General features: G+C 43.5%; 20 protein-coding genes. 9 read left to right on the top strand and 11 right to left on the bottom strand.

From position 1 onward, the window contains the following. The first annotated feature begins 2 nt into the window (after positions 1-2). Both PBT90_RS04580 and PBT90_RS04575 read left to right on the top strand, forming a co-directional pair. On the top strand, positions 3-875 hold the full coding sequence (locus PBT90_RS04580; RefSeq protein ID WP_264809217.1) for a sugar phosphate isomerase/epimerase family protein: 873 nt from the start codon (positions 3-5) through the stop codon (positions 873-875). After that, entirely contained in the window at positions 868-2,250 is a 1,383-nt protein-coding gene (locus PBT90_RS04575; RefSeq protein ID WP_264809216.1) for a c-type cytochrome domain-containing protein, read from the top strand. The genes PBT90_RS04580 and PBT90_RS04575 overlap by 8 nt, the downstream gene beginning before the upstream one ends. Positions 2,251-2,440: 190 nt before the next feature. Here PBT90_RS04575 and PBT90_RS04570 read toward each other — a convergent pair whose 3' ends face one another. The 4 genes from PBT90_RS04570 to guaA all read right to left on the bottom strand — a co-directional run bounded on the left by PBT90_RS04570 (position 2,441) and on the right by guaA (position 7,487). Next, positions 2,441-2,794, bottom strand: a complete 354-nt coding sequence (locus PBT90_RS04570) for a Spx/MgsR family RNA polymerase-binding regulatory protein (RefSeq protein WP_264809215.1) — start codon at positions 2,792-2,794, stop codon at positions 2,441-2,443. 29 nt (positions 2,795-2,823) lie between these two features. Beyond that, positions 2,824-4,119, bottom strand: coding sequence for a glutamate-1-semialdehyde 2,1-aminomutase (hemL, locus tag PBT90_RS04565; protein WP_264809214.1), 1,296 nt, complete (start codon positions 4,117-4,119; stop codon positions 2,824-2,826). A gap of 3 nt (positions 4,120-4,122) precedes the next feature. Then, a complete protein-coding gene (locus PBT90_RS04560) occupies positions 4,123-5,775 on the bottom strand; it encodes an ABC transporter substrate-binding protein (RefSeq protein ID WP_264809213.1) in 1,653 nt (550 codons plus the stop codon). A gap of 182 nt (positions 5,776-5,957) precedes the next feature. Further along, a complete protein-coding gene (guaA, locus tag PBT90_RS04555; RefSeq protein ID WP_264809212.1) occupies positions 5,958-7,487 on the bottom strand; it encodes a glutamine-hydrolyzing GMP synthase in 1,530 nt (509 codons plus the stop codon). Positions 7,488-7,834: 347 nt separating this feature from the next. Here guaA and PBT90_RS04550 point away from each other — a divergent pair, with 347 nt between their 5' ends. After that, the gene (locus tag PBT90_RS04550) at positions 7,835-9,358 is read left to right on the top strand and encodes a glycoside hydrolase family 3 protein (RefSeq protein ID WP_264809211.1); all 1,524 of its coding nucleotides are present in this window, start codon (positions 7,835-7,837) and stop codon (positions 9,356-9,358) included. Positions 9,359-9,555: 197 nt separating this feature from the next. On the opposite strand, the gene PBT90_RS04545 is transcribed toward PBT90_RS04550, so the two are convergent. From PBT90_RS04545 to PBT90_RS04525, 5 genes are all read right to left on the bottom strand, one after another. After that, on the bottom strand, positions 9,556-10,140 hold the full coding sequence (locus PBT90_RS04545) for a DUF4142 domain-containing protein (RefSeq protein WP_270131811.1): 585 nt from the start codon (positions 10,138-10,140) through the stop codon (positions 9,556-9,558). Between the two features lie 159 nt (positions 10,141-10,299). Further along, complete coding sequence (locus PBT90_RS04540; protein ID WP_264809209.1) at positions 10,300-11,445, bottom strand: 6-bladed beta-propeller; 1,146 nt, start codon at positions 11,443-11,445, stop codon at positions 10,300-10,302. Positions 11,446-11,514: 69 nt separating this feature from the next. Further along, positions 11,515-12,654, bottom strand: a complete 1,140-nt coding sequence (locus PBT90_RS04535) for an aldose epimerase family protein (RefSeq protein WP_264809208.1) — start codon at positions 12,652-12,654, stop codon at positions 11,515-11,517. A gap of 201 nt (positions 12,655-12,855) precedes the next feature. Continuing rightward, positions 12,856-14,223 carry an amidohydrolase family protein gene (locus PBT90_RS04530; protein WP_264809207.1) on the bottom strand — a complete coding sequence of 456 codons (1,368 nt, stop codon included), beginning with the start codon at positions 14,221-14,223 and terminating at the stop codon, positions 12,856-12,858. 130 nt (positions 14,224-14,353) lie between these two features. After that, positions 14,354-14,848: a gluconokinase gene (locus PBT90_RS04525; RefSeq protein WP_264809206.1), complete on the bottom strand. Its 495-nt coding sequence runs from the start codon at positions 14,846-14,848 to the stop codon at positions 14,354-14,356. A gap of 156 nt (positions 14,849-15,004) precedes the next feature. On the opposite strand from PBT90_RS04525, the gene PBT90_RS04520 reads away from it, so the two are divergent. The 4 genes from PBT90_RS04520 to PBT90_RS04505 all read left to right on the top strand — a co-directional run bounded on the left by PBT90_RS04520 (position 15,005) and on the right by PBT90_RS04505 (position 20,990). Beyond that, positions 15,005-16,459: a DUF294 nucleotidyltransferase-like domain-containing protein gene (locus PBT90_RS04520; RefSeq protein WP_264809205.1), complete on the top strand. Its 1,455-nt coding sequence runs from the start codon at positions 15,005-15,007 to the stop codon at positions 16,457-16,459. A 240-nt stretch (positions 16,460-16,699) separates the two neighbouring features. Beyond that, a complete protein-coding gene (locus PBT90_RS04515; protein WP_264809204.1) occupies positions 16,700-19,027 on the top strand; it encodes a glucosamine-6-phosphate isomerase in 2,328 nt (775 codons plus the stop codon). A 78-nt stretch (positions 19,028-19,105) separates the two neighbouring features. Beyond that, on the top strand, positions 19,106-19,966 hold the full coding sequence (locus PBT90_RS04510) for an ROK family protein (protein ID WP_264809203.1): 861 nt from the start codon (positions 19,106-19,108) through the stop codon (positions 19,964-19,966). Between the two features lie 151 nt (positions 19,967-20,117). After that, a complete protein-coding gene (locus PBT90_RS04505; protein WP_270131806.1) occupies positions 20,118-20,990 on the top strand; it encodes a geranylgeranylglycerol-phosphate geranylgeranyltransferase in 873 nt (290 codons plus the stop codon). A 3-nt stretch (positions 20,991-20,993) separates the two neighbouring features. On the opposite strand, the gene PBT90_RS04500 is transcribed toward PBT90_RS04505, so the two are convergent. Both PBT90_RS04500 and PBT90_RS04495 read right to left on the bottom strand, forming a co-directional pair. Beyond that, positions 20,994-22,064, bottom strand: coding sequence for a DUF4221 family protein (locus PBT90_RS04500; protein WP_270131803.1), 1,071 nt, complete (start codon positions 22,062-22,064; stop codon positions 20,994-20,996). Between the two features lie 61 nt (positions 22,065-22,125). Continuing rightward, positions 22,126-22,314: a hypothetical protein gene (locus PBT90_RS04495; RefSeq protein ID WP_270131801.1), complete on the bottom strand. Its 189-nt coding sequence runs from the start codon at positions 22,312-22,314 to the stop codon at positions 22,126-22,128. Positions 22,315-22,611: 297 nt separating this feature from the next. Here PBT90_RS04495 and proB point away from each other — a divergent pair, with 297 nt between their 5' ends. Then, the gene (gene proB, locus PBT90_RS04490) at positions 22,612-23,694 is read left to right on the top strand and encodes a glutamate 5-kinase (RefSeq protein WP_270131799.1); all 1,083 of its coding nucleotides are present in this window, start codon (positions 22,612-22,614) and stop codon (positions 23,692-23,694) included. Further along, a complete protein-coding gene (locus PBT90_RS04485; RefSeq protein ID WP_270131796.1) occupies positions 23,687-24,928 on the top strand; it encodes a glutamate-5-semialdehyde dehydrogenase in 1,242 nt (413 codons plus the stop codon). Before proB ends, PBT90_RS04485 begins: the two co-directional genes overlap by 8 nt. Positions 24,929-24,954 lie beyond the last annotated feature (26 nt).

The following is a 24,954-nucleotide window of genomic DNA, read 5'->3' as shown; positions in this document are numbered from 1 at the left end:
CCATGCTTAAAAGAATATCCTTGGTCGCTGTGTTATTCAGCCTCATGCTACACCCTGTTTTCTCACAGACGCAACTTCAATTTTTTCAAACTGACTGGGGGAATAAACTTCCCTTGGACGAATTCCTAAAACGAACTAAAAATAATGGTTATGATGGAATCGAAACATGGTTCCCATACGATGAAACCGTCCAAAAAGAATTAAAAGCCGGGCTGGAAAAATACGATTTGAAGGTGATTTTCCTTCATGGAACAAATAAGGGGCTTCCTTATGAAGAAGCCCTAAAGGTCTATGAAGAAAATCTGCAAAAGATAATTGCATGGAATCCAGTCAAAATCAACTCGCACACGGGTTCGGATTACTGGACATTGGAGCAAAATAAGGCGTTTATCGATGTGACAACCAAGGCGAGCAAAGCATCCGGAATTCCAATTGTGCATGAAACTCACCGAAGCAGGTTTTCCTTCAATGTTCCGCTGACTGTGGAAATGGTGAATGCCGCACCTGATTTACGTTTGAATTTGGACATCAGCCACTGGATGGTTGTTCATGAGCGATTGATTGGTTTGAAAGATCCCTTGCTACAGCAAATCATTCCTCGTGTGGATCATATTCATGCACGGATTGGCTTTGCCGAAGGCCCTCAGGTGAATAATCCAGCTGCTCCAGAATGGAAATCCGCATTAAATACTCATTTGGATGTTTGGGAGCAGATTATCCGGAATTCTGGTCAGGAAGTCTATACGATCACCACAGAATTTGGACCTCCACCCTACTTGCCTACCGTGCCCTTTTCTAACGTACCCATCGCAGATCAATGGGAAGCCAATGTATTTATCATGAAAGCCATTCAAGCCCGCTTCGGAAATGATTAGTTTTATTTTGCCCCTGTTTGGGCGGTTTCACCCGATTTTGGTTCACTTGCCCATTGGCTTTGTGGTATTTGGAGTAATTTTGATTTTTTGGGCTGGAAAGAAGTATTCTCTCTATTCACCCATAATCCAATTAGCATTTTTGCTTGGTGGAATTTCAGCAGGTTTTGCCAGCGTAAGTGGCTTTCTTCAATACCAAGGAGAAGGCTATGGTTGGGACACTGTGAAGTTCCACTTGATCTTGGGAATTCTTACCACGCTCCTTTCTTTAGGACTTTGGTATCATCTGAAAAATTCCGCCTCCACTCCTGCGAAATTAAAAATAAAGGGAGCTTTGCTTTTGGTGATTTTAACGCTTACGGGTCATCTTGGAGGTAATATCACTCATGGGGAGGATTACTTCACCGAGGTCTTACCTCCAGAGCTTCAATCCTTCTTGGGAGGGGAAAGCAGCGGTAATGAACCACTTGAACTTCCCGCAGATAACTGGGAAGAAGTGGAGTTTTACACGGGAGCAATCCAACCTATTTTGGATCAAAACTGTAAAAGCTGCCATAATCCGAATAAACTTAAGGGAGAATTAGATCTGAGTTCTTTCCAAGGAATCCATAAAGGCGGTGAAGATGGGGCCATTTTAGAAGGTGAAAATGCTGAGAAAAGTGCGCTATTTGCTCGTATGGTTTTGCCGGAAGACCATGATGATCACATGCCACCAAAGGATAAGCGACAGCCCAGAAAAGAGGAGATTGAATTGATCAAAGCTTGGATAGAATCTGGATCTCCGGAAAACGCCAAGCTAGGAGAAACCGAGATAAGCGTTAGTTTGCTAGAGCCATTTTTCAAAAAGAATGAGATCCCATTTTACCCGGTAGTTGAGGTAGCAAAGCTTCCTCAGGATTCGATTTCCAAACTCAGAGATGAAGGTTTCTTTGCTGAAATAGTAAAAAAGGACTCTCCATTATTGAAGATTAGCTGCATTAATTTTCCAGGATTTTCTGACTCCGATTGGCAAATGCTTCAATCGGCAAAAGACCAAATTGTGTACTTAGACTTGACCGGAACAGCAATCAGTGATGCTATTTTAGAGCAGATTGCTACCCTTCCAAACTTGACTGTATTGAAACTAAACGAAACTGCTATTGACGGATCTGGCTTAGAAAAACTAGTAGAAAACAAAAATCTAAAACTGCTTTACATCAACAATACGCAGGTGACTATAGACAAACTATCAACGCTTGATGGCCATCCAATGCTGGAAAAAGTATTTGCTTTCGAATCTCCAGCAGCCGATGCTGCAAGTTCTGCTCAGTTCAGCTTTTACCTGGAAACAGGGAATTTCAGCTTGCCTCCTTTGCCGACGGATACGATAGTGTACTAATATCTCTCGCGGCGACGTAGCGACGCAACGCGTTTTTTCGCCATTTTCTTCTAAACCTTTAATCTCGATGAGACTACCACTATCTGCCTAAGTATTTCAAGAGGTATTCAAATCAAAATTCTAAGTTGAAAACTAGTGATTGAGAATCCAAAATAGCTGAAATCAAATCGTTGCACCGCCGAGAGCTACCTCACTTCAATTTCCCCTCTATCACTTCCGGATCAAAACCCAAACTCAGGCTTCCGTCTTGATATACAATCACAGGGCGCTTGATCATACTTGAGTTTTCTTCAAGTATCGGGATAGCGGTTTCCTCATTTTCTAAAGCTGATTTCTGATCATCAGACATTTTTCTGTAAGTTGTCCCCTTCTTATTCACTAGAGATGCAAGATCTGTTTTCTCTAAAAAACCTTCTAAAAGTGGTGCGCTAGGCTTCTGCTTCTTATAGTCAATGAAGTCATAGTCCACTCCTTTTTCCGCTAGGAAATCAAAGGTCTTCTTCATCGTATTGCAATTCTTAATTCCGTAAACTTTGATAGACATTACTTCTAAAATTTAAATAGATAAATGTATTACAATCCCAAAATCTCCACCATTGCTTCCTTATGAGCAGCTAAGATTTGGTCGATCAACTCATCTTTCAAGGCGGTGGATAAGAACAAACTCTCAAACTGAGAAGGTGCCAAATAAACTCCTCTTTTCAGCATTGCTTGAAAATATTTGCCAAATAACGCCGTATCAGAGCTCTTTGCACTTTCAAAATCAAACACTGGCTTATCTGTAAAAAACATGGAACACATGCTTCCAAAGCTATTCACGGTATAGTTCAAACCAAGTTCCTCATTTACACTTTTTATACCTTTTGCTAATTTGCTTCCTATGTGAGTTAGCTCGTCATATACAGTTGGATCTGTATTCAGGTGATTCAGCATAGCCAAACCAGCAGCCATTGCAATTGGATTTCCTGAAAGTGTTCCGGCCTGATAAACCGGCCCAGCTGGAGATACAAACTCCATGATTTCTCTCTTTCCTCCGTAAGCACCTACTGGCATTCCTCCTCCGATGATTTTACCCAAGGTGGTCATATCCGGAGTTACACCGAAAACCTCCTGAGCTCCACCTTTTGCCAAACGGAATCCTGTCATTACTTCGTCAAAGATCAAGACAATCCCCTCTCTGGTACAGATATCACGTAATCCTTGCAGATATCCTTCTTTGGGTAAACAAAGGCCCATATTTCCCGGAACAGGTTCCAAAATCAATGCTGCGATCTCTCCTGGATTTGCTGCGATCAGTTCTTCAATAGCTTCCAGATTGTTATAGGGAGCAATCAAGGTATCCTTAGCTGTTCCTTTGGTCACTCCCGGAGAATCAGGATCTCCCATGGTCATCGCACCAGAACCTGCTGCTATCAAAAATGAATCACCATGTCCATGGTAATGGCCTTCCATTTTGATGAATTTGTCTCGACCGGTAAAGCCTCTGGCAACACGAATCGCAGACATGGTCGCCTCCGTACCGGAGTTCACCATACGAACTTTCTCGATGGACGGTACCATGCTTACGATCAACTCAGCTATTTCCACCTCACGGGCAGTTGGAGCACCGAAAGAAGTTCCATCTTCCATCGCTTCAATTACCGCCTGCTTCACCTTCGGATGGTTGTGGCCCAAAAGCATTGGACCCCAGCTATTGATCAGTTCAATGAATTTATTACCGTCCTCGTCATATAGAAATGCACCTTCAGCTTTCTTAATGAAAAGCGGTTCTCCCCCTACTGCTCTAAATGCACGAACGGGTGAGTTCACGCCTCCTGGGATGAAATTCTGCGCTTTTGAAAAAAGTACTTTACTCTGGGAAATATTCATAGCTTACTGCAATGGTTTTAATTCTCCTGCTTCTAATCGGAATACAGGTACGTAATTATTATTGGTAGAATTCTGAAAGTTAAAACCCCAAGTCAACCAACCTGGTTCATAGGCACCCTGATCTAGATTTCTCCTCAGATCAAATCCCTTACTTACAGACATATTAGCCGACAGCCAATTCACCAATTCCGCTCCAAGAATAGTGTTCATACTCGGAAGCGATAGAAATTTTTTGTAGTAGGAAGTCCTAAACTCTTTCATGGGTTCGGCATGAAACTTTAGCGTATTGTTAGCTACAAAGTAGAAATTAGGAAAAGCCAGCATCTCGTAATTTGCAAAGTTAAAACCTAACCAAGAGTCCATGACTAAGGTAGGAACTGACACGGTAATAGACTCCATAAGCCCAAGTACCGGCTGCGCAATAGTAGGGTCATCGGTAAGTAAAATAACCTGATCCACGGCAGCAGCTTCCGAACCTACCCGGACTCCTAAGCTTTGCAAAAAGTCATTTGCACTTCTAGGGTTGATCTGCTCGGTACTTACCACCTGAAACCCTGCTGAGCTCAATTTGCGCTGAAGCTCCTGTGCCAAATTCGTATCCCGGCTACTTCCACTGTATCCTATCGCTACTTTTTGTCCCCAACTCTGGCTTCTCAGGCCATCAACTATGCCCTCTGCCAAAGAATTAACAGAAGGCCGGAACAAATAACTGTACTTCATCTGCTGAAAACGGTCTCCTAGATTGGACAAAGGATGAACAAAAGGGATTCCGGCAGTTTCTGCAAAATTACTGACCAGATCAGACTCTTCCTGGTAAATAGGCCCTACGATCACGTCCGCTTTTGCAATGGCTGGGTCGCTGAGTAGGTTTTGTAAATGCTCCAGATCTCTTTTAGAATCGAAACTGATCAAATTCACCTTTACGCCTTCTTGCTCAAGCTTTTCCTTCTGAAACTCTATACCCTGATAGAGCTCAAACACGAAATCACTTGGAGAAATACCTGCCAAATTGGTTCTATCGGAATTGGTGAAAGGTAAGATCACCACCACATCCAGAATCTGGTCTTTCACTGCATTGGTACTGGCCTCGGTGGAGTTGCCCTGCAACTCATAGTATGCAGCACGCTCCGTAGCAGAAAGTATGTTTTGGCTCTCCAGCACATCTTTTAAAGCTGCCCGGAAACCCGCGTTTTCCTTGAATTCCTCCATATTTGCCACCATAAAACTGGAGCTTACCTGCTTGAGGTTTTCATAGGTAGCATTTTCAGCCATTTTCATGATTTGATCCTTTCGGATAAGTTTGATGAGCTTCAATGCTTCTAGATTCTGTTGATTTTTGAAATATGCCACAGCCAAAAGGTATTTTGACTCATCTGATTTGGCCCAATTCTTAGATGCGATAGGTAGCAAAGCCTCCACTGCTTGCCCAGGTTGATTGGCTCCTAAGGCTGCTTCACCCAGGTGTAGCGCGGCATAATAGGAAAGATTCCCATATTCATCTTCGTCCAAAAACTGGCGGAAAAGCGGAATAGCTTCCCAATAGTATTTGGCACTCATCTGGGACATTGCCTGGCGGTATGCTTCTGGCGTGGGAGATTGAGCCAATGAAATGCTCAGAATAAAAAAAGCGGGAAGCAGCAACAGGTACTTTTTCATGAATCAGTGATGCGTAAGAGTAAAACTTAGGGAAGGCAAATTTAAGCCAATATTTTCAAACCCAAAGTTCAGGCCGAAAACCCTTGAAAAGTAAAAACCCGAAGAAATGCCTTCGGGTTTTTTGAATATTTAAAAGATGAGAGGTTTACAGCACCTTCGAGGTTTTAAAACCTCAAAGGAGACTATTCCCATTCGATAGTTGCCGGTGGCTTAGAAGAAATGTCGTAAACGACACGATTGACGCCTTTCACTTTATTGATGATATCATTGGAAATCTTACCCAGAAACTCGTAAGGCAAGTGAATCCAATCAGCAGTCATTCCATCTACAGAACCTACAGCTCTCAGAGCCACTACTTTTTCATAGGTTCGCTCATCGCCCATGACACCTACAGACTGAATAGGTAGCAACATCGCTCCTGCTTGCCACACGTCATCGTAAAGTCCATGATCTTTCAGTCCTTTAATGAATATATGGTCCACCTCCTGTAGTGTCTTCACTTTTTCGGCAGTCACATCCCCCAAAATACGGATTCCAAGCCCCGGTCCAGGGAAAGGATGACGCCCGATGATTGTCTCCACAATCTCCAGAGCTCGTCCCACTTCACGAACTTCATCCTTGAAAAGGGTATTCAGAGGCTCCACTACGGAAAGCTTCATAAAGTCAGGCAAACCGCCCACATTATGGTGAGATTTAATCGTAGCAGAAGGGCCTTTGACAGAAACTGACTCAATCACATCTGGGTAAATAGTACCCTGACCTAGCCATTTCACACCGTCAATCTTGTGCGCTTCATCATCAAAAACCTCAATAAAAACTCTTCCTATCGCCTTTCGCTTCCCTTCTGGATCAGTGATTCCTTCCAATGCATCATAAAATCGCTGCTTGGCGTCCACTCCGATCACATTCAATCCCATGTGCTTATATGAGTCCAATACCTCTTCGTATTCATTTTTGCGAAGCAGACCATTATCCACAAAGACGCAGGTCAGCTGATCGCCAATGGCACGGTGTATCAAAGTAGCCGCTACCGATGAATCTACTCCTCCGGAAAGCCCCATCACCACTTTATCAGCTCCGATTTTCTCTTTTAAATCTGCCACTGTAGCATCGATAAACACATCGGAAGTCCAACCCTGCGCGCAGCCACAGATTCCCACCACAAAGTTCCTCAAAAGGTTTTTCCCTTCTGTAGAATGGGTCACTTCCGGGTGAAATTGAATCCCGTAAGTCTCTTCATCCTGGATTTTGAAAGCCGCTACTCGCACTGAATCCGTGCTCGCGATCACATCAAAGTTCTCAGGTAAATTCTTGATGGTGTCCCCATGGGACATCCATACCTGAGATCCATGACTCATCTCTTTCAACAAATCAAAATGCGTATCAATATGGCTCAGATTAGCCCTGCCATATTCTCTGATTTCGGACGGAAGCACTTCTCCACCGTACTTTTGAGCTAAAAGTTGGGAACCATAGCATACCCCCAGTAGTGGGAGTTTGCCTCTTAAAATATCCAGATCCAAATCAGGAGACCCCTCGTCACGAACTGAGCAAGGAGAACCTGAAAGTATCACTCCTTTAATATCGGAGCTGATCTCTGGAACTTTGTTATAAGGGTGAATTTCGCAATAAACATTCAGCTCTCTAACTCTTCGGGCGATGAGTTGTGTGTACTGAGAACCGAAATCGAGGATCAAGATTTGTTCTGCCATGCGCAAAGGTAAGCAGGGAAGGCAAAATGAGGAAGTGATCTGTGAATTTTTACAGAATATTGTTTGGTTTCTACAAATTAGAGAATGCTATGTATGCAAATACGGAATAGTACCACTGACCAATAATTCTTTACTCAACTGGTCAGAAGCCCGATTCTACGACTTCGCTCGGTACAAGTGACCAAAGACCTACCTTTGCCCATAGGTAGCCTAAATGCTAGTGTGCAGCAAATCCTTTTAGGCTTTAAGCTCATTACTTGTAAAAAAGCATATAATCATAAGGCTAAGATTGAAAACTTCACAGATTTGCCGTACTTCATCTTTTCATCACTACCCATTTTATCCCCATGAAAAGTAAGCTCAGCAAAAGCCAAAAAATAGCGCAGTGTTTTTCCCCTGCAGCCTTTATTCATGATACGGAAGAAAACCATCAGAAAATCGAATTACTGATCCGTGAGCAGGAAATCGGTGGGTTGACTTTCTTTCACAGCAGGCACTCGGCCGCCGCCAATTTTGAAAAGCGTGCAGAAGTGCTAGCTGTATCTGGAACTTTGGAAAAAATGATCCAATTGATCAATCGCTTTCAGCGAATTGCGAAGGTCCCTTTACTCATCAGCATAGATGGAGAATATGGACTGGCTATGCGGATAGAAAACACACCGCAATACCCCTTTGCCATCACACTTGGAGCCCTGCAAGGTAAAGCAGGTAATCAACTAGCGGAAGTGGGCTACAGAATGGGCTTAGATATGAAAGCAGCAGGCATCCACCTGAACCTGGCACCTTGCTCGGATGTCAACACCAACCCTAACAACCCCGTGATCGGATATAGGTCCTTTGGCACCAACCCGGAAAAAGTGGCCGAATATTCCATGGCTATGTATCAGGGAATGAAAAAGGCCGGCATAGCAGCCTGTCTCAAGCATTTTCCGGGCCATGGAGATACACAGACCGATTCGCATTTGGGGCTGCCGGTGATACAAAAGAGTAAAAGTGAACTGCAAAAGGAAGAGCTCCTGCCTTTTCAGATCGGTATCGACCAAGGTGTGGAAATGATCATGGTGGGGCATTTGGCTGCACCTGCCCTTAGCCACAGCAGGGAAATCGCCTCTAGCATATCTAAGGAGATTATCACGGAATTGCTGAAAAAGGAGATGGGCTTTGGAGGCATAGTCATCTCAGATGCGCTTAACATGAAAGCCGTGGCGGATCTATTTACTGAGCCCGGGCAATTGGAATGGGAAGCTTTTCACGCCGGAAACGACATCTTGTGCTTCTCGGATCATGTACAGGAAGGAATTGCGAAAATCGAAGCAAATGCCTCAGAAGGGGAAGTTGATGCTGTTTTCGAAAAGATCTGGAATTTAAAGGAAAAGCTAGGCGTATTTGCTTTCAAAAATCTGGAGGTTCCAGTATTTGACTGGAAAAGCCATTCGGTGTTTCAAAGCCAACTTGCCAAAGATTATGTATCGGTACTTCACGGAAACCTAGATCCTGAGGAACTGAAGCACCTGGCAGATCAGGGGAAGCTTTCGCACAAGACCTTCTTTGGTAGGGAAAACACAACTTTCTCTTCAAAACTCAGTCAGAATTACGGATCAGAATTAAGTAAAACCAAGCTAGAGCAGGCCGAAAAAGTGATTATTTCTGTTTTTGTCCCTTCCCATAAGCCGATCAATCAATTCGGCATGGACCAGACGCTAGTAGCTGAACTAAAAAACCTAGCTCAAGCGAAGCCCTGTATTCTAGTTCATTTTGGAAATCCCTTAGCCTTAAAACATTTGGGGAATTTCACTGATTTTGAAGCTGTAATTTGTGGGTATCAGCACTTTGATGAGGCCCAAGCGATGGCTTTTCATTTATTCCAGTAAAGCCCTCCCCTTGGATAGCTTAATGAACTTCTGACCACTACATAGAATGGGCAACTCCTCTGTGAGCTTTGTGCTTTAAACTCAGAAAAAGCCGGCTCCCTTTCGGAAAACCGGCTTTAAAGAAATCATCATGCAATTTCAGCTGGGTTAATCAGCGTTGACTACATTCTGACTCCTGGTGTTAAACAACATTGTTGTTAAACTCCTTCGATCTCAATTTCAGCCTTGACCAAGACTGCATCTTCTCTATGATCTTTGATTTTTTCCAGGGTTTTCTCAGCGAATCCTTTCAAAGTGAAATTTTCTCCATTGTCCTCTTCATTTTCATAGATTGACATGGAGTCATCCAAAAGCTCCAACTGAAAATCAATAAAAGCCCTATCAAATTCTTCACCACTCATCATGGCCAGTTCATCGTATTTGGTCTGCATGGCATCGCTGATTCCATCAGAAATCTCCACATCTGTACCATCTACTATACCTTCCAGCTCGGTTTGGCTATCTGTGTTTTCAGACACAAGCATGGTTGCATACTCCAATACAGAGTCATCTTCGCCGTTATCCAGCGCCAATTGACCAAAACTGATCTGGGCATTGAGATTTTCGGAAGAAGCCATGGCAAAGTTTCTATCCTGCTGATTATAGGTATCTACAATCGGATCATCGTCTTCATCTTCGCAGGAAGTCATACCTACTAGACAAATTGCGGAAAGCATCACAGCAGCAGAAGTTCTGAGTTTTCTGAAAGTTGAGGCTTTCGCATTTTGGGGTTGATTATTCATCTTCATAAGAAATTAAGTTGGTTTAGTGTTCCCCCATTTTCTTACAAAGGCTGTTCCCACCACACTATCTGCTCTTAAAGCGGTTTTTAGTAATTTTAACTGTGTAGTTCTTACTCAGTATGCTGAAAAATTTACTCCAATGGTTTACGAAAGCCAGCTTTACTCCTTGATCACTTCCCATATTTCATAGGGAATGTAATCCGGCTCTTCCTCCCCTAGGTTTACCTTGACCAAAAACCTGTTTTCTGTCAAGGGCATTTCTATGATGCCCGAAGGAACTACATGTTCCCCTGGGAGTTGGACCCCGTCTTTAAAGAGAATCAGCCTATGGTATTCCGGATCATTGAATCTATATGTTTTATCCGTACTCTTTCTCAATTCGTAAGAGGCTTCAGATTCCCCACGTACATATACTAGCCCCACTACTCCGGCCCCAAATACCAATAAGGTCTTATTTTGTGCGAATAACCCTGGATTACCCATGGTGGGCATGGTAGGCAGATTGGACTCCCGGATAGGAATATCATCCAGTGGCTCAAAAGACTCATGCTTCACAGGTATTCTTTGGATCACATGCCAATTAATGGGGTTGTAAACCGTGATTTCATTATCCAAGGCAGTGGTCAGGTATAGGTTGTTTAACCGAGGATCTGCAGCGAAAATAGGATTTACATTCACTGGAAACTCTTCGTTTTCAATTCCCTTAAACCCATTTCTACTTCCTAAAGAAATGGTAGATTTTACTTCATTAGCTGCTGGGTCATAATAATCTACTAGCTGGATTTCTGAAGGAATATAGGTAGAGGTAGCCAAGTTTGAAGAATTTGACATATTGACCACAAAAGAGGGATTATCAGCTTTAGTAAGAGGAATAAATTTAGCCCTAGGACCAGAATAAATGTGAGTGGTCACTTTCGGTTCAAATCTCTTTTTATGGATCAAGTTAAACTCCAAGTCATACTGCAGCAATTCCATGGAAGTTTGCACCCATATATTCCCATCTGAAGCAAAACCCATTGTCAACGCGGAAGATTGGTACTCATCCGGCCCTTCGCCTCTACGGTTTATGCTGACCAAAATTTCACCCTCGGCATCGAAAATCGCCAGTTCCACACCGTCTGCACCCTTGTCAATGAAACCTAGATAAATATCCCGCTTCGGGTCATAATCCCGAACCACCGCCGTAGCCAAGCTCTGCAGGTGCAACTCCCCTACTTTTTTGATGCTGTAGTTTTGGGAAAAACCCAGCGTGCTGATAAATGAAACAATGAGTACAAGTAAAAGTCTATTAGAAATAGTAATCATGGAGGGCTTAGATTAGTTAGATACCCAATCTAATAAAAACCTTCTACTTAGTTAGGGAAAACTTGCTTTTTAGTGTACTACATGGAATTGGTACACTATCTCATGCTCATATTGGTCTCCTGGAGCTAGATTTGTAGATGGGAAATTTGGCTTATTTGGACTATCAGGCCATCCCTCAGGCTCCAGGCAAAGTGCCCAGTGCGGCTGATAGGTTTTGCCCTCGGCACCTTTAAAATCCCGCATATGATTGGACGTGTAGAGTTGCACCCCAGGAGCGGTGGAAAAAACCTCCATCACTCTTCCGCTAGCAGGGTGCTTCACTATGGCTATTTTTTGAAGCTCTGATGAGTTTTCTGTTTTGGTGACAAAATTGTGATCAAACCCTACCTCCACCTGATCCAGTTGCTGGCCAAGATTTTTAGAGCTTTGAAAGTCAAAAGGAGTTCCGGCCACTGCTTGGAGTTCACCTGTTGGAATTTGACCTGGTCCTGTAGGTGTAATCGCCTCTGCAAAAATCTGCAATTCATGATCCCGCACGTCTCCAGTCATGCCGTTTAAGTTAAAGTAAGAATGATTGGTCAGGTTTACTACGGTTGGCTTATCGGTAGTAGACTCGAACCTTAACTTCAGCTCATTAGCAGCAGTCAATTCCATCCAAAGCGTAGTTTCTAGATTTCCGGGAAATCCTTCCTCTCCATCCACACTGAGATAGGTCATTTTTACGCCCACGGCATCCTCTTTTTTATAGGTTTCCGGGTTCCAAACTTTCACGCCGAAACCCTTTGCTCCTCCATGCAGGGTGTGTGCTCCGTTGTTTTTGGTCAGGTGATAAGTCTCCCCTTGGAGCTTAAAAGAAGCCCCACCTATTCTGTTTGCATACCTTCCCACGGCGGCGCCCAGGTAGGGGCCATTTTTAGTGAAGTAATCCGGGATTTCCTCCAATGCCAGAACCACATTTTCTAGATTTCCATCTTTGTCCGGTACTATAATTCTGGAGATAATCCCCCCAAAGTTGGTAAGTTCCACTTGCATAGTTCCATTGTCCAACGTGTACCGAAACACCTTCTTACCCTCCCATTGGCCAACTTCCACCCCGGAAATGCTAAGCGAGGAAGCTTCCTGAATAATCGTGGACTTGGTCTGTGCCATCAGAGGCAAAACAAAAAAAAGACTTAGAAAAAAGGAGGAAATCTGGCTTTTCGGGTTCATAATGCTTGGAGTGAATGTATAGGTAAATCAGAAACATGAATATACGGAATGACGCCAGTATCCAATACCTCTCCGCCCAGCCGTCCAGAAGACCGATGTTCTTAGCATCTGAATGCTAGTGTTAAGCAAATCCTATTTGGCTTTATTTAGCCACATAACTGTCAATAAATCGTTTTATCGTTATTATCCTCAGGAAGTTGATTAGCGCTTGTACCTAGCTGCGATCTTGGCCAGTTGCTTTTGCAACTCATTTCTATCATAAATCTTCCCTTTCATCACCACCATAAGTGGGCTTTTCAAGGCTTCCAGATTTTCCAGAGGATTACCCTGTACCAATACAAAATCAGCAGATGCGCCTGCTCTGATCACGCCCCATTCCCCCTCCTGCTCAAAATAGCTGGCCGGATTAATTGAACCGGTTTTCAATATTTCAAAATTTGACATGCCCGCCTCAGACATCAAAGCAATCTCATGGTGAATGGAAAAACCCGGCACATTAAATACCTGTGGGGAATCCGAGGACATCAAAATAGGCACCCCAGCATCATGCAAGGTCATCAAAAGTTCATTTCGAAAATCCAAATAGGGCTGCACGTTTTCCCGGGTCAATATTCCGGATTTCTCATAAGGTGTCTTGGCATTGATCCAGCTTTGCACCTGATCTGCAGACATGTACTTCATTTCTGGCGCGCTTCTATATTCTTCAGCTTCCCTGAACCCAAAATATCGATCAAACAGCGTCAAAGTCGGCGCCATCCAAGCACCTGTTTCCAAGGTCAAATCCACTAATTCTGGTAATCTACTTCTATCCGCCTCCCCTACCAAAAGCATGGAAAAGGGCCCTGCAATTCTCGGGTCTAAGACTCTGGAATAATCAGGAACCAATGCCTCCACATAGCCGTCCATATGCTCTACAGATTTATAGCCATTCTCCAAACTAGCCTTCAAACCCACCGCTAAGGAAACGTGTCCACCAAAGGGAATCTCCAATTCCTGGGCTGTCTGGGCTATGGCCAAAAATTCATCCATTTCCAGTCCAGGATGCAGCTTTAAATGATCATATCCGGCAGCTTTTTCATCCCGCACCATCTGAGCAGCTTGCTCTGGAGAGGAAACTGTAGCCCCTCTGAAGGAAGGCCCAGAGAGAAAAAGTTTGGGACCAGCCAATTCTCCGGAATCTATCCGCTCCTTTAAGGGCAGATGCGAACCATGGCCTATCATCCCTCTTACCCTTAACACTCCGTTGGCTAGGTAGAGCCACATAGCCTCCTCCTGAAGCCGGGTGTCTCCATTTTCTGCCACTGGAATATGCGAGTGAAATTCCGCCAATCCAGGAAAAAGATATGCGCCCTGCCCATCATAAACCGTATGGCCATCAAAGGTCGATGCCTCGTCCATAGGTGCAATTGCTTTAATTTTCCCATCACTCACGAGTAGAGATTGATTTTCCAAAACCTGATCGTTCTCCATGCTAATAATGTGCACATTGGAGATGAGATAGCTTTGGGAAAAAGCATTGAAAGTGAAGCTGCAAAAAGCAATCAGCAATAGATTAGGAGCACTTTTCATGATGAGGCTTGGTCTTGATGAATTTCTAATTTCGGACTTTCTAACTCTTAAAGCAACTCATCACTAAAATTGACTTATTTCACTGATTTATTAGTAATTATCTATAGGTAAATAACTGATCCGTTCCATACTATCCCCTGGCAGCTTTCAGTTCTAAATAGGCAAGAGCCTCCTCCAGCATGGCATTGGGCTCCTGCGCGATACTGAGTTTAAGACCATAGCCAGGTTCCTCCCAGGTAGCAAACTGAGAGTCCAGCATTTCTGCTTTCATGTAATGATTCTTTCTCGCAAGCATGCGCTCCCAGATCAATTCCTTTGCTCCCTGGAGATGTATCCATTTTAATTCCGCACTGACCTGCAAAATCTTTCTGTAATGCTCCTTCAGTGCAGAGCAGGCCAGAACAGCCCCTCCTGACTTTTCAGAGTCCAAAAGTAGCTTGGCCAGATTATTCAGCCAGGGCATTCTGTCCTCATCATTGAGCGGAAATCCCCTGCTCATTTTGGCGACGTTCTCTTGGGTATGAAAATCATCCGCATCAAAAAAAGGCACATTCAATTTATCGGCAAGATGGGAGCCTAAGGTGGTTTTTCCGGAGCCCGATACTCCAGTTACGATTACAAGCATGGATGAAAGTTAATAAATTTTGTAAATCATGTTTCCTAAAGGCTTTTAGTCATTAAATTGATAGCTAGAAAATAATTTCCCAGGAGACCAATCTACCTCATACTCCCGGTTAACTTCCACTTTAAACTTGCTCGCACCGATTTTTCTATTCATTCTATGCAGCCAGACAGTTCTTTTATCGCAGATCAGTTTTACTCCAAGCGGGTAAGAGATTTACATTTTCGGCATCTACGCATGTGTAAAGCGGATGCCAGCGTTACCGAATGTGCCATGCTTATGGCAAAGGAACAGGTAAGTTGTGTCTTTATAGGCAATTCGGTAAATCAGATTTCCGGCTACATCACTGATATCACTTTACGGGACCGATTACTGGCCCAGCGCCTTTCTCCTGCTATTCAAGTAAGCCAAATCATGGAGAAAGACATGGTGAGCATACATCCTGACTCTTATCTAGTAGAGGCTTTGATGCTCATGTTCCGAACCAAATCCCGGTACCTTCTGGTAGAGGAAAAAGGCGAATACGTAGGCTGGATCAGCAGAACCAAGATCCTGACTGAGCAGTCCCAAGGACCTTTCATGTTTATCCAATCGGTGAAGGAGGCCAGGCAAATCCCAGAATTGAAGAGTAAGTGGGAAAGAATGCCGGATCTGATCCACCTGCTGCTCTCTCGGGGCATGAAAGCTGGCATAGTCAATCAGATCATCACTACTGTAGCAGACACCATTACGCAGCGGGTGATAGAACGGGTGCTGAAAGAGGTGGGGCCAGCCCCTGCCAAATTTGTCTTTTTCGTCCTGGGAAGTGAAGGAAGAGGTGAACTCACTTTGAAAACTGACCAGGACAATGCCATCATCTATGAGGACAAAGCTAACGAACACCGAGAGGAGGTTCGGGCTTATTTTCTGCAATTCGCTACCCGGGTTTCTACTGCCATGGATCAGATTGGCATTTCCTTTTGTGAAGGGGAACTGATGGCAATGAATCCCAAGTGGACTCATTCCCTTTCTCACTGGAAAAGAAATTATGATGCATGGGTAGCTGACTCGTCCCAGGAAACAGCCATGAAATACTCCACCTTCTTTGATTGCAGGGCCATTTATGGAGAAGACTCCCTCCTGGAAGCACTAAAAAGCCACATGGATACCTTGATGGAAAATGCACCGGAACGCTTCTTTTTTAGTCTGGGATTCAACGCCCTCCAATACGAGCCCCCTTTGACATTTTTCAGGCAGATCAAAACCGAAAAAATCGACGGAGAAAGGCAAATCAACCTGAAACAAACCATGCGGCCTATAGTAGACCTGGTAAGAATCTATGCGCTGAAATACAGAATCTTCGAAACCAACACCGTGACCCGAATCGCACTGCTCCAAGGAAAGGGCGTTTTCAATGCCAAGGAAGCCCAGGAACTTACCCATGCCTTTGATTACTTGATGAGTCTGAGACTGGAAAATCAGGCAGAGTTAATATTGCAGCGAGGTCAAAAACCAAAAAACCATCTGGTGATAGCCCAAATCACCAAAGTTCAGCAGGTCACCCTCGTAGAAATCTTCAAGATTATCGAGGAGTTTCAGGCGCGAATCAAGTTGGCATTTACGAGGCAACTTTAAGTCAAAGTGAATACTTTATTAAAATTTTTATAAAAGTGTGTTTTAATCAAAAACTTTTTTCTACATTTGAGTAGTCAGAAAGTGTAACGTACCAGACGACTAGTTCCAATAGATTGTTTTGACAAATGTCAAATTCCAAAAACGATTTATATCCACAGGGATTTAACACAAAACAATTCTTCAGAACATCGAAGAGTATCTAAAATCGTTTTCAATACAAACTAAATCTGTTCCCACAGTATGCTAAGCAATTATCCGCTATCAGAAGTAGAAAAATGTTTTCTCAAGGAATCCGGAGTGGACAAAATCAGCACTCTTATCCCCTACCTTACCGTAGATAACTTCCCTAAACTAGGGCTTCTTACGGCATGTAGATTTCTAGAATGGGCTGCTGCCAATCCTCAGGGCGTCATCAGTTTGCCTACTGGCAAAACACCTGAATTTTTCATCAAGTGGACGCAGTTTTTACTGGATAACTGGGACAACAAAAAGGGCAAGGATGTACGTACCAAATACGGATTGGGAGATACGAAGAAGCCCGTTTTGAAAGATTTGACTTTCGTTCAGATTGATGAGTTTTATCCTATTTCCGCTAAGCAGGCAAATAGTTTTTACGATTACGTAAATAAGTTTTACATCGAAGGCTTTGGTTTATCTAAGGAAAATGCCATCCTGATCAATTCCGATGAAATTCCTTTGGCCAATGGCCTACATTTTAAAGAGGTTTTCCCTGACCTGAAAGTAGATTTGTCTTTACGATTCAGAGATCCTGAGACTGAACTGGAAAAACTACAGCAAGAGTCCATCTATATGATCGATCAGTGGTGTGGAGAGTACGAGCAAAAAATCCGGGACAAAGGCGGAATTGGCTTCTTCCTAGGCGGCATTGGCCCAGATGGACACATAGCCTTCAACACCCGCGGATCCCATGTGTACTCGGTTACGCGACTGACTGAAACTAACTTCGAAACCCAAGCGGTAGCAGCTGGTGACTTGGGAGGAATTGAGGTTTCTTCCAACAGGCTGGTGATCACCATAGGACTAGACACCATAGTTTATAATCAGGACGCTGTAGCGATTATCATCGCCGCAGGGGAAGCCAAGGCAGGTATAGTAAGGGATTCCCTAGAGACTCCACTGAACAATGTATTCCCTGGTACAGTACTTCAAAAACTGAAAAACGGCCGTTTCTACCTGACCAAAGGTGCTGCTGTGAGACTGACAGACTCCATAGATGCTTACTACGAGAAAGGTGAGTGGACTTGGGAAAAAACCGAGAGAGCAGTCATAGACCTCTGTAAAAAACTAGGCAAATATGGACACAGGCTAAGACTGGCAGACCTGAAAGCCGATAAATATACCCGATTGATCCCTGGACTCTCTGAGGATACGGTAAAGCAAGTGATGGAGAGCATAGAAGCCAAATTGGCTAAGGGACTGGAACAGGAAAAGAATGAGGTTTTACTTCATACCGGACCGCACCACGATGATATTTCCCTGGGAATTTTGCCTCATATCACCAATCAGCTGCATGAGCCTACAAATGAAGCACACTTCTCCGTGCTGACATCTGGCTTTACCGCAGTGACCAATACCTTCGTCATTGACACGCTGCAGCATACCAAAAAACTTCTGGATGACAATAAAATCCAGATGGTAAACTTCGAAGACTTCTTTGAAGTGGGGTATAGCCTGAAAACGGACAAGGATGTCTATCACTACCTGACCAATGTAGCTTCAGAAGATCCTGCTGAGCGCAAAAGAGGGCTTTGCCATAGAGTGGTAAGAGCATTGGTGACTGTATTTGAAATCAAAAATAAATCCCAACTTCGTGAGACCATCAACGAAGTGATCAGCATCCTGAGGAATAGCTATGACGGGGAAAAGAACCCTGCAAAAATCCAAAAACTCAAAGGTATGATCCGTGAGTTTGAGGAAGAGCTGGTATGGGCGCACTTTGGAGTACAGGTGAAAAACGTACACCACCTGAGACTAGGATTTTATACCGGAGACATCTTCACGGAGCAGCCGGACAAAAAACGTGACGTAGAACCGATCGTGGAAATGTTCCGGAAAGTGAACCCTACAAAGATTAGCTTGACGCTTGATCCGGAAGGTTCCGGACCCGACACCCACTATAAAGTACTTCAGGCAACTGCAGAAGCGGTGCGCCAGTGGGGAGAAGAGAAAGATATCAGCGAGCTCCGAATCATAGGCTATAGAAATGTATGGTTCAAGTTTGAGCCGCACGAAGCCAATGTGATCGTGCCGGTATCTCTGGGAGATATGTCCGTCATGGAAGATTCCTTCTCAAACTGCTACATGAGTCAGGTGAATGCCTCATTCCCGAGCTACTCGCACAATGGTAAATTCAGTACCGTAGCCAAAAGGATCTGGGTAGATCAGCTGGATGCTATTCAGCTTTTGCTGGGTAAAAATTACTTTTACCTGCATGAGCGTGCCAAGGTTAGATCTAGCCATGGCTTGATTTTCTTTAGAGATATGAACGTGGAAGAATTCTTGGCCACCGCCAGAGAATTAGAAAAATCTATAGAAGGAATGTTATAATTCTTTCAGGAAGTTTACCGCCGGGGCTATAGGCTCGGCGGTGAATTTCTCAAACCTAAACCTATATTAGAGTAGCGAATGGAAAAAGCCATTTTGGGATTAGACATCGGAGGCACCGGAATTAAGGGTGGAATATTGATCAATGGTGAGTTGGAAGATATTCGCTCAATATCCACACCTGCCAAAGAAACTAAAGAGCACATCCTTGAGACGATAGCGGCTTTTATCGAGTCCTACCTTCATTATGACCTAGCCGGTATAGGCATAGGGATCCCGGGCTTAGTGAATGTACGAGAAGGCATAGTACTGGGGCTTTCGAATATCCCTGCCTTTCAGCATGTAGAGCTTAAAAAGTTCCTGGTACAGAGATTTGGCAAGCCGGTATTCATTAATAATGACGCCAATTGCTTTGCCTCTGGCGTGCATAAATTTGGTGTGGGAAGAAAGTTCAACCATCTCGTAGGGCTCACCCTGGGCACCGGCATAGGAGGGGGAATCGTCATCAACGGACATTTATACAGCGGGGTCAATTCAGCAGCCGGAGAGTGGTGCAGTGCATCCTATCTGGATCACGACTACGAGCATTACTGCAGTGGCAAGTTCTTCGAAAAATACTACCACAGCAAGCCCAAAAGTCTAGCTAAAAAAGCCCTGGCAGGAGATCCGATAGCCATACAGGCATTTGAGGAATTTGGGCATCATCTGGGAGAACTAATCAAGCATATTTTATATGGATTGGCTCCCGAAGCCATTATCCTAGGAGGTTCTATCCGTAAGACCTACCCACTCTTCAAAAAGTCCATGATGAAGAGTCTGGAAGGATTTAACTACCCCACTGTCATAGAAAACCTCCAAATCCTGCTTTCGGAAATGGATGAAACAGGAATTCATGGTGCCGTGGCACTGGTAGAATTAGAAACAGAAATAGTAAACAATTAGAGTTTGATTAATAAATTGGTTTTGTAGGTTTAGAAAAGCGACTTCATTTGAGGTCGCTTTTCTTTTATCCACTCTATAATCAATGCTTTCTGAGAAACTAATTACTCCCGGAATACCTTAGAAGTGAAGAGTTTTGGGTTAATTTTGGATCATGAATGCAATCAATGTGAGCCGTACCATTTCGATCCGGGGTCTTTTTCAGATCAGCAGACCCATCAACCTTTTGATGGTGGCGTTTTCTCAGCTGATGACTGCATTTTTCCTGGTGGAATCCACCAACAGCGGACTGCCGGTACTGCAGGATTACAAGCTGTATCTCATGGTCTTTTCCACCAGCCTGATCACTGCTGCCGGCTATATGATCAACGACTATTACGATGTGAAAATCGACTATGTAAACCGTCCCGGGGAGGTAGTCGTAGGTAAAGGCATCAAGCGCAGAGTAGTCATACTGCTGCATACTATCCTGAATATCTCTGCCATTGCAATAGGCTTAATGGTCAGTCCCAAAGTGGCTATGATCAATTTCGGAGCAGCTTTTTTACTATGGCTGTACAGCAATAAACTCAAAAGAGAGCCTTTTATCGGAAATTTGACGGTTGCATTCCTCACAGGCCTGGCTATTTTCCTGATTGGTTTTCACTACCAAAAATCCGAATTACTGGTCTTAACTTATGCTATTTTTGCCTTTTTCCTAAATCTGATCCGGGAAATAATCAAGGACATAGAAGACCGTCCCGGAGACCGCAAACACGGGTGCCGCACACTCCCCATCGTCATAGGCTTCCGCAAAACCAAAGCCGTGATTTTCCTGATCGCAGCGGTGTTTGTTTGCGCCATTCTTATCGTCACTTTCAAACTGAACCGTCCCTTGATTTTCTATTATTTTAGCGGCTTGGGCTTGTTTTTCACTTATTTCATGTACCTGATTTACCAAGCAGATCGCAAAGATCACTTTACCCAACTCAGTGCTTTAGCCAAGATTTTGATGCTGGTTGGGACTATTAGTATGGGTTTTCTTTGAAGATCAATCTAAAGGATAGACTTTGGTATACTTCATCTCATCTTCATGAAGCTCATTGTAATTACTATTCACAAAATAAAGGCCTACTTCATTTAAAAAATAACCAAAATGGCTTAATCCTTTTGGCAAGATAAATTCCTTCTCCAATTCTAAATTGGAATTTAAAACCAATAGGTGGGTGATTTTTCTATTGTTTATCCCGTTAGGATCAAAAGGAGTCGAATAAATCCTATAGTAACAATTTCGGTATGGATCACTTATTAAAGCCCGGTAGATTGAATTTGTTTTAAGATGTTCTTTAGAGTCTGCATTTAGTTTTATATCACCTCTAAATTCAGAAACAGGAGTATAACTCAAAGATCTGGCTTCAAATTCTTGCCATTCTTCTTTATAGCCGTAAACTTGATTGGGAGCATAATTCAGCAATACCCTATCATTTTGAACAATTGTATTCTGGCTGAAATAATAATCACTGGAAACGATAGGTAAATCATCCGGATAATTCAAATATCTGGTCAGCTCACCTGAAGCAAGGTCTAATGAATATAACAGCGGTACTTCATCAAAACTTCCTCTTCCTAAATCCAAAAAATTAAAACCGGTGAAAATAAGTTTCCCATCAATCAAAATTGACTTATTAACTCCAGCAAAATTGGGAGTGACAGCTAACCCCTCAGAATCTTGCAGTTTACTATATTTATTGACCACATTACCATTGAAATCCATTTCTAATAGACTCATCTGGTCAGCTACAAAGATTCTTTCTTTCAGAATATCAAAACCCGTAAACCTTTGAATTCTATACGACCCATCACTGGGTAGATTTACCCTCATCTCAAGCCCTTTTGAACGAGAATAAAAATCCAAAGAATTGGTATTCCTATTGTATAGCACTAACGAATTTTTATAGGATCGGAAATAAATTCCAGGACTGTTGGAGCTACTCTTATCCAATTGAAAAATTATTGAATCAGTTTCTGCATGAAGTTCTTGGAGCTCCTTATCCTTCTTGTTTGTGCATGAGGTAAAAGTTATGTTGAGGATAACCCAAAAGCCTAAAATATAAAATCTCATTTGATTAATTTCAATAATCGTCTACCTTAACCCAAGGTAGGCGACTTTTATGCTAAAGTAATTATGGAGTTATTACTACACAGTCTCCCGTTACAGGATAGCAATCATCCCAAATAATATTCCCATCATCATCAACTATTTCTTGGTAATAATGAAGAGGAAAATCCTTATTTGCCCAACCCAAATTAGACAATGCAAACGTCCCAAAAAAGAACAACAATCCGAAAATTAACTTTCTGTATTTTTTCATAATCTGTAACAATTAAAGTTTTAAAATAAGAAAATAATACCTGAGTCATATCAGATACTAGAATTGCAATAAAAAGAGAGAGAGAGAGAGCCAAGGCGTAGCTATACTAATTTGAAATTTAATATCAATATGATAAAAAATCTATTCTCACAATGACATAGCTATAGATTAAAACATAACGCCACCTTAATTTTCAATGAAAATTGAAAACTTGCTATTTAAAAAAAGGTGTTTTCCACCTACAACTTTTAGCTATTCCAGCCCTTCTTCCCTATTTTCACCCAAATTTTTCAAAAAATGCTGGACAGCAAATTAGTAGTCATCAAAATAGGTTCCAATGTGCTGACCCAGGAAAATGGGTTTCCTGACCTGCTGCGCATGGAAAAACTCGTAGCTCAGATCCAATTTCTGATTTCCCAAGGAATCAAAGTAGTCCTGGTAAGTTCTGGTGCCGTGGCTTTCGGCAGAAAGTCTGTTCCCCTACCCGGAAATCTCAACCCTGTTTTCAAAAAGCAAATCTGGTCCTCCACCGGGCAGATCCGCATCATCAATCAGTATTTGAATTTCTTTGAAAAACATCAGCAAGCCGTCGCACAGATCTTGGTAACCAAAGAGGACTTCAGGGATAGAAAGCATTTTCTGAACATGAAAAACTGCGTCCAGGCATTGCTCTCACAGGGAATCCTGCCCATCATCAATGAGAATGATACCGTGACCATCACCGAGTTGATGTTTACAGATAATGACGAACTGGCTAGTCTTACCGCCGCGATGATCAATGCAGACACACTACTGCTCCTCACCAATGTGGATGGGATCTTCACGGGAAACCCGTCTGACCCTGCCTCCCAATTGATCGAGCAAGTATCCGCCAAAATGCCGGAAGTGTCCAGCTACATTTCGGCTTCCAAGTCTTCCTTTGGCAGAGGGGGAATGCTCACCAAGTACGCCATGGCCAGGAAATCTGCGGACCTGGGAATCCAGGTCATCATCGCCAATGGCAAACGGGATGATGTTCTGACGGAATTTGCAAACAAGAGTTTGAGATGCACCTGGTTTGAACCCAAGAAAGCCAAGCATGGAGCCAAGAAATGGCTGGCGCATGGAGAACATTATTACGTAGGAGAAGTTACTATCAATGCAGGAGCTAAAGCCTCCCTGACAGCTGAAGTCATCCGCAGCTTATTACCTGTAGGCATCACCCAACTCAGCGGTGATTTCTCTAAAGGAGATATACTCCTCATCCGCGATGAAAATGGCCAAAAAATCGGCTTGGGCAGAGCAGAGTATTCTTCCAAACTAGCCCAGGAAAGACTGGGACAAAAAAAACAAAAAGCATTAATCCATTACGACTACCTCTATCTTTTCGACCATGACTGAGTACCAGCATATATTTGAAGAAGTAAAAAAAGCCTCCAGAAAACTTACCGGACTTGCCAATGATCAGGTGAACTTTGTGCTGCACAATCTGGCCGCACTGGCAGTGGAAAACACAGCATTTCTACTCGCCGAAAACCAAAAAGACCTGGATCAGATGGACTCCGAAAATCCCATGTACGATAGGCTGCTCCTGACTGAGGAGCGCATTCAAACTATCGCCGGGGAGATTATTCAGGTCAGCGCCTTGCCCAGTCCGTTACACCATATCCTGGAAAGCAACACTTTGGAAAATGGACTGAAAATTGAGAAAACCACTGTGCCGCTGGGAGTGGTAGGAATCATCTACGAAGCCCGCCCCAATGTGACTTTTGACGTATTTTCACTGGCTTTAAAATCAGGAAATGGCCTGGTACTCAAGGGTGGATCAGATGCAGATCACTCCAACCGGGCGATCATGACTTTGATTCATCAGGTATTGGAAAATCATAGCTTACCCACCTCGGCATTTCAGCTTTTGCCGGCAGAAAGAGCAGCTACCCAAGCGCTTTTAGAGGCCGTTGGTGCTGTGGATGTCATTATCCCTCGAGGTTCCCAAGGGCTGATCAATTTTGTAAGGGAAAATGCCAAAGTACCGGTGATCGAAACCGGAGCTGGCATCGTGCATACCTATGTGGATGAAACCGCAGATCTGGAGAAAGCCCGAGAGATTGTGCTCAATTCCAAAACCCGCAGGCCGAGCGTCTGCAATTCCCTGGACTGCATGATCATCCATGAATCAAGACTCTCGGATTTGAACGCCTTGCTTGCTCCGCTTTTGGAGAGAGGGGTTCAGATTTTTGCAGATGAGCAGGCTTTTGCAGCTTTGGAGCAGCATGATAACATCTCCCAAGCCGATCAGACCCATTTTGGCACCGAGTTTCTTAGCTTAAAAATGTCCATCAAAACAGTGTCTTCCCTGGATGAAGCCTTAGATCATATTGCGGCGTATTCTTCCAAGCATTCCGAAGCGATCGTTTCAGAAAGTAAGAAGAACATCCATCGATTTTTACTGGAGGTAGATGCTGCTGCGGTGTATGAAAACGCCTCTACAGCCTTTACCGATGGGGCGCAGTTTGGCTTGGGAGCAGAAATAGGCATCAGTACGCAAAAGCTTCATGCCCGCGGTCCCATGGCCCTGAAGGAACTTTGCAGCTACAAGTGGGTGGTGAGAGGCAATGGGCAAGTGAGGACATGAACTGAGAAAGCTGAAATCAAAAGGCT

The sequence above is a fragment of the Algoriphagus sp. TR-M9 genome (assembly GCF_027594545.1).
Lineage (GTDB): Bacteria > Bacteroidota > Bacteroidia > Cytophagales > Cyclobacteriaceae > Algoriphagus > Algoriphagus halophytocola.
Note: the sequence above shows the minus strand (reverse complement) of the source record. Positions and strands in the feature narration are given on the sequence as shown.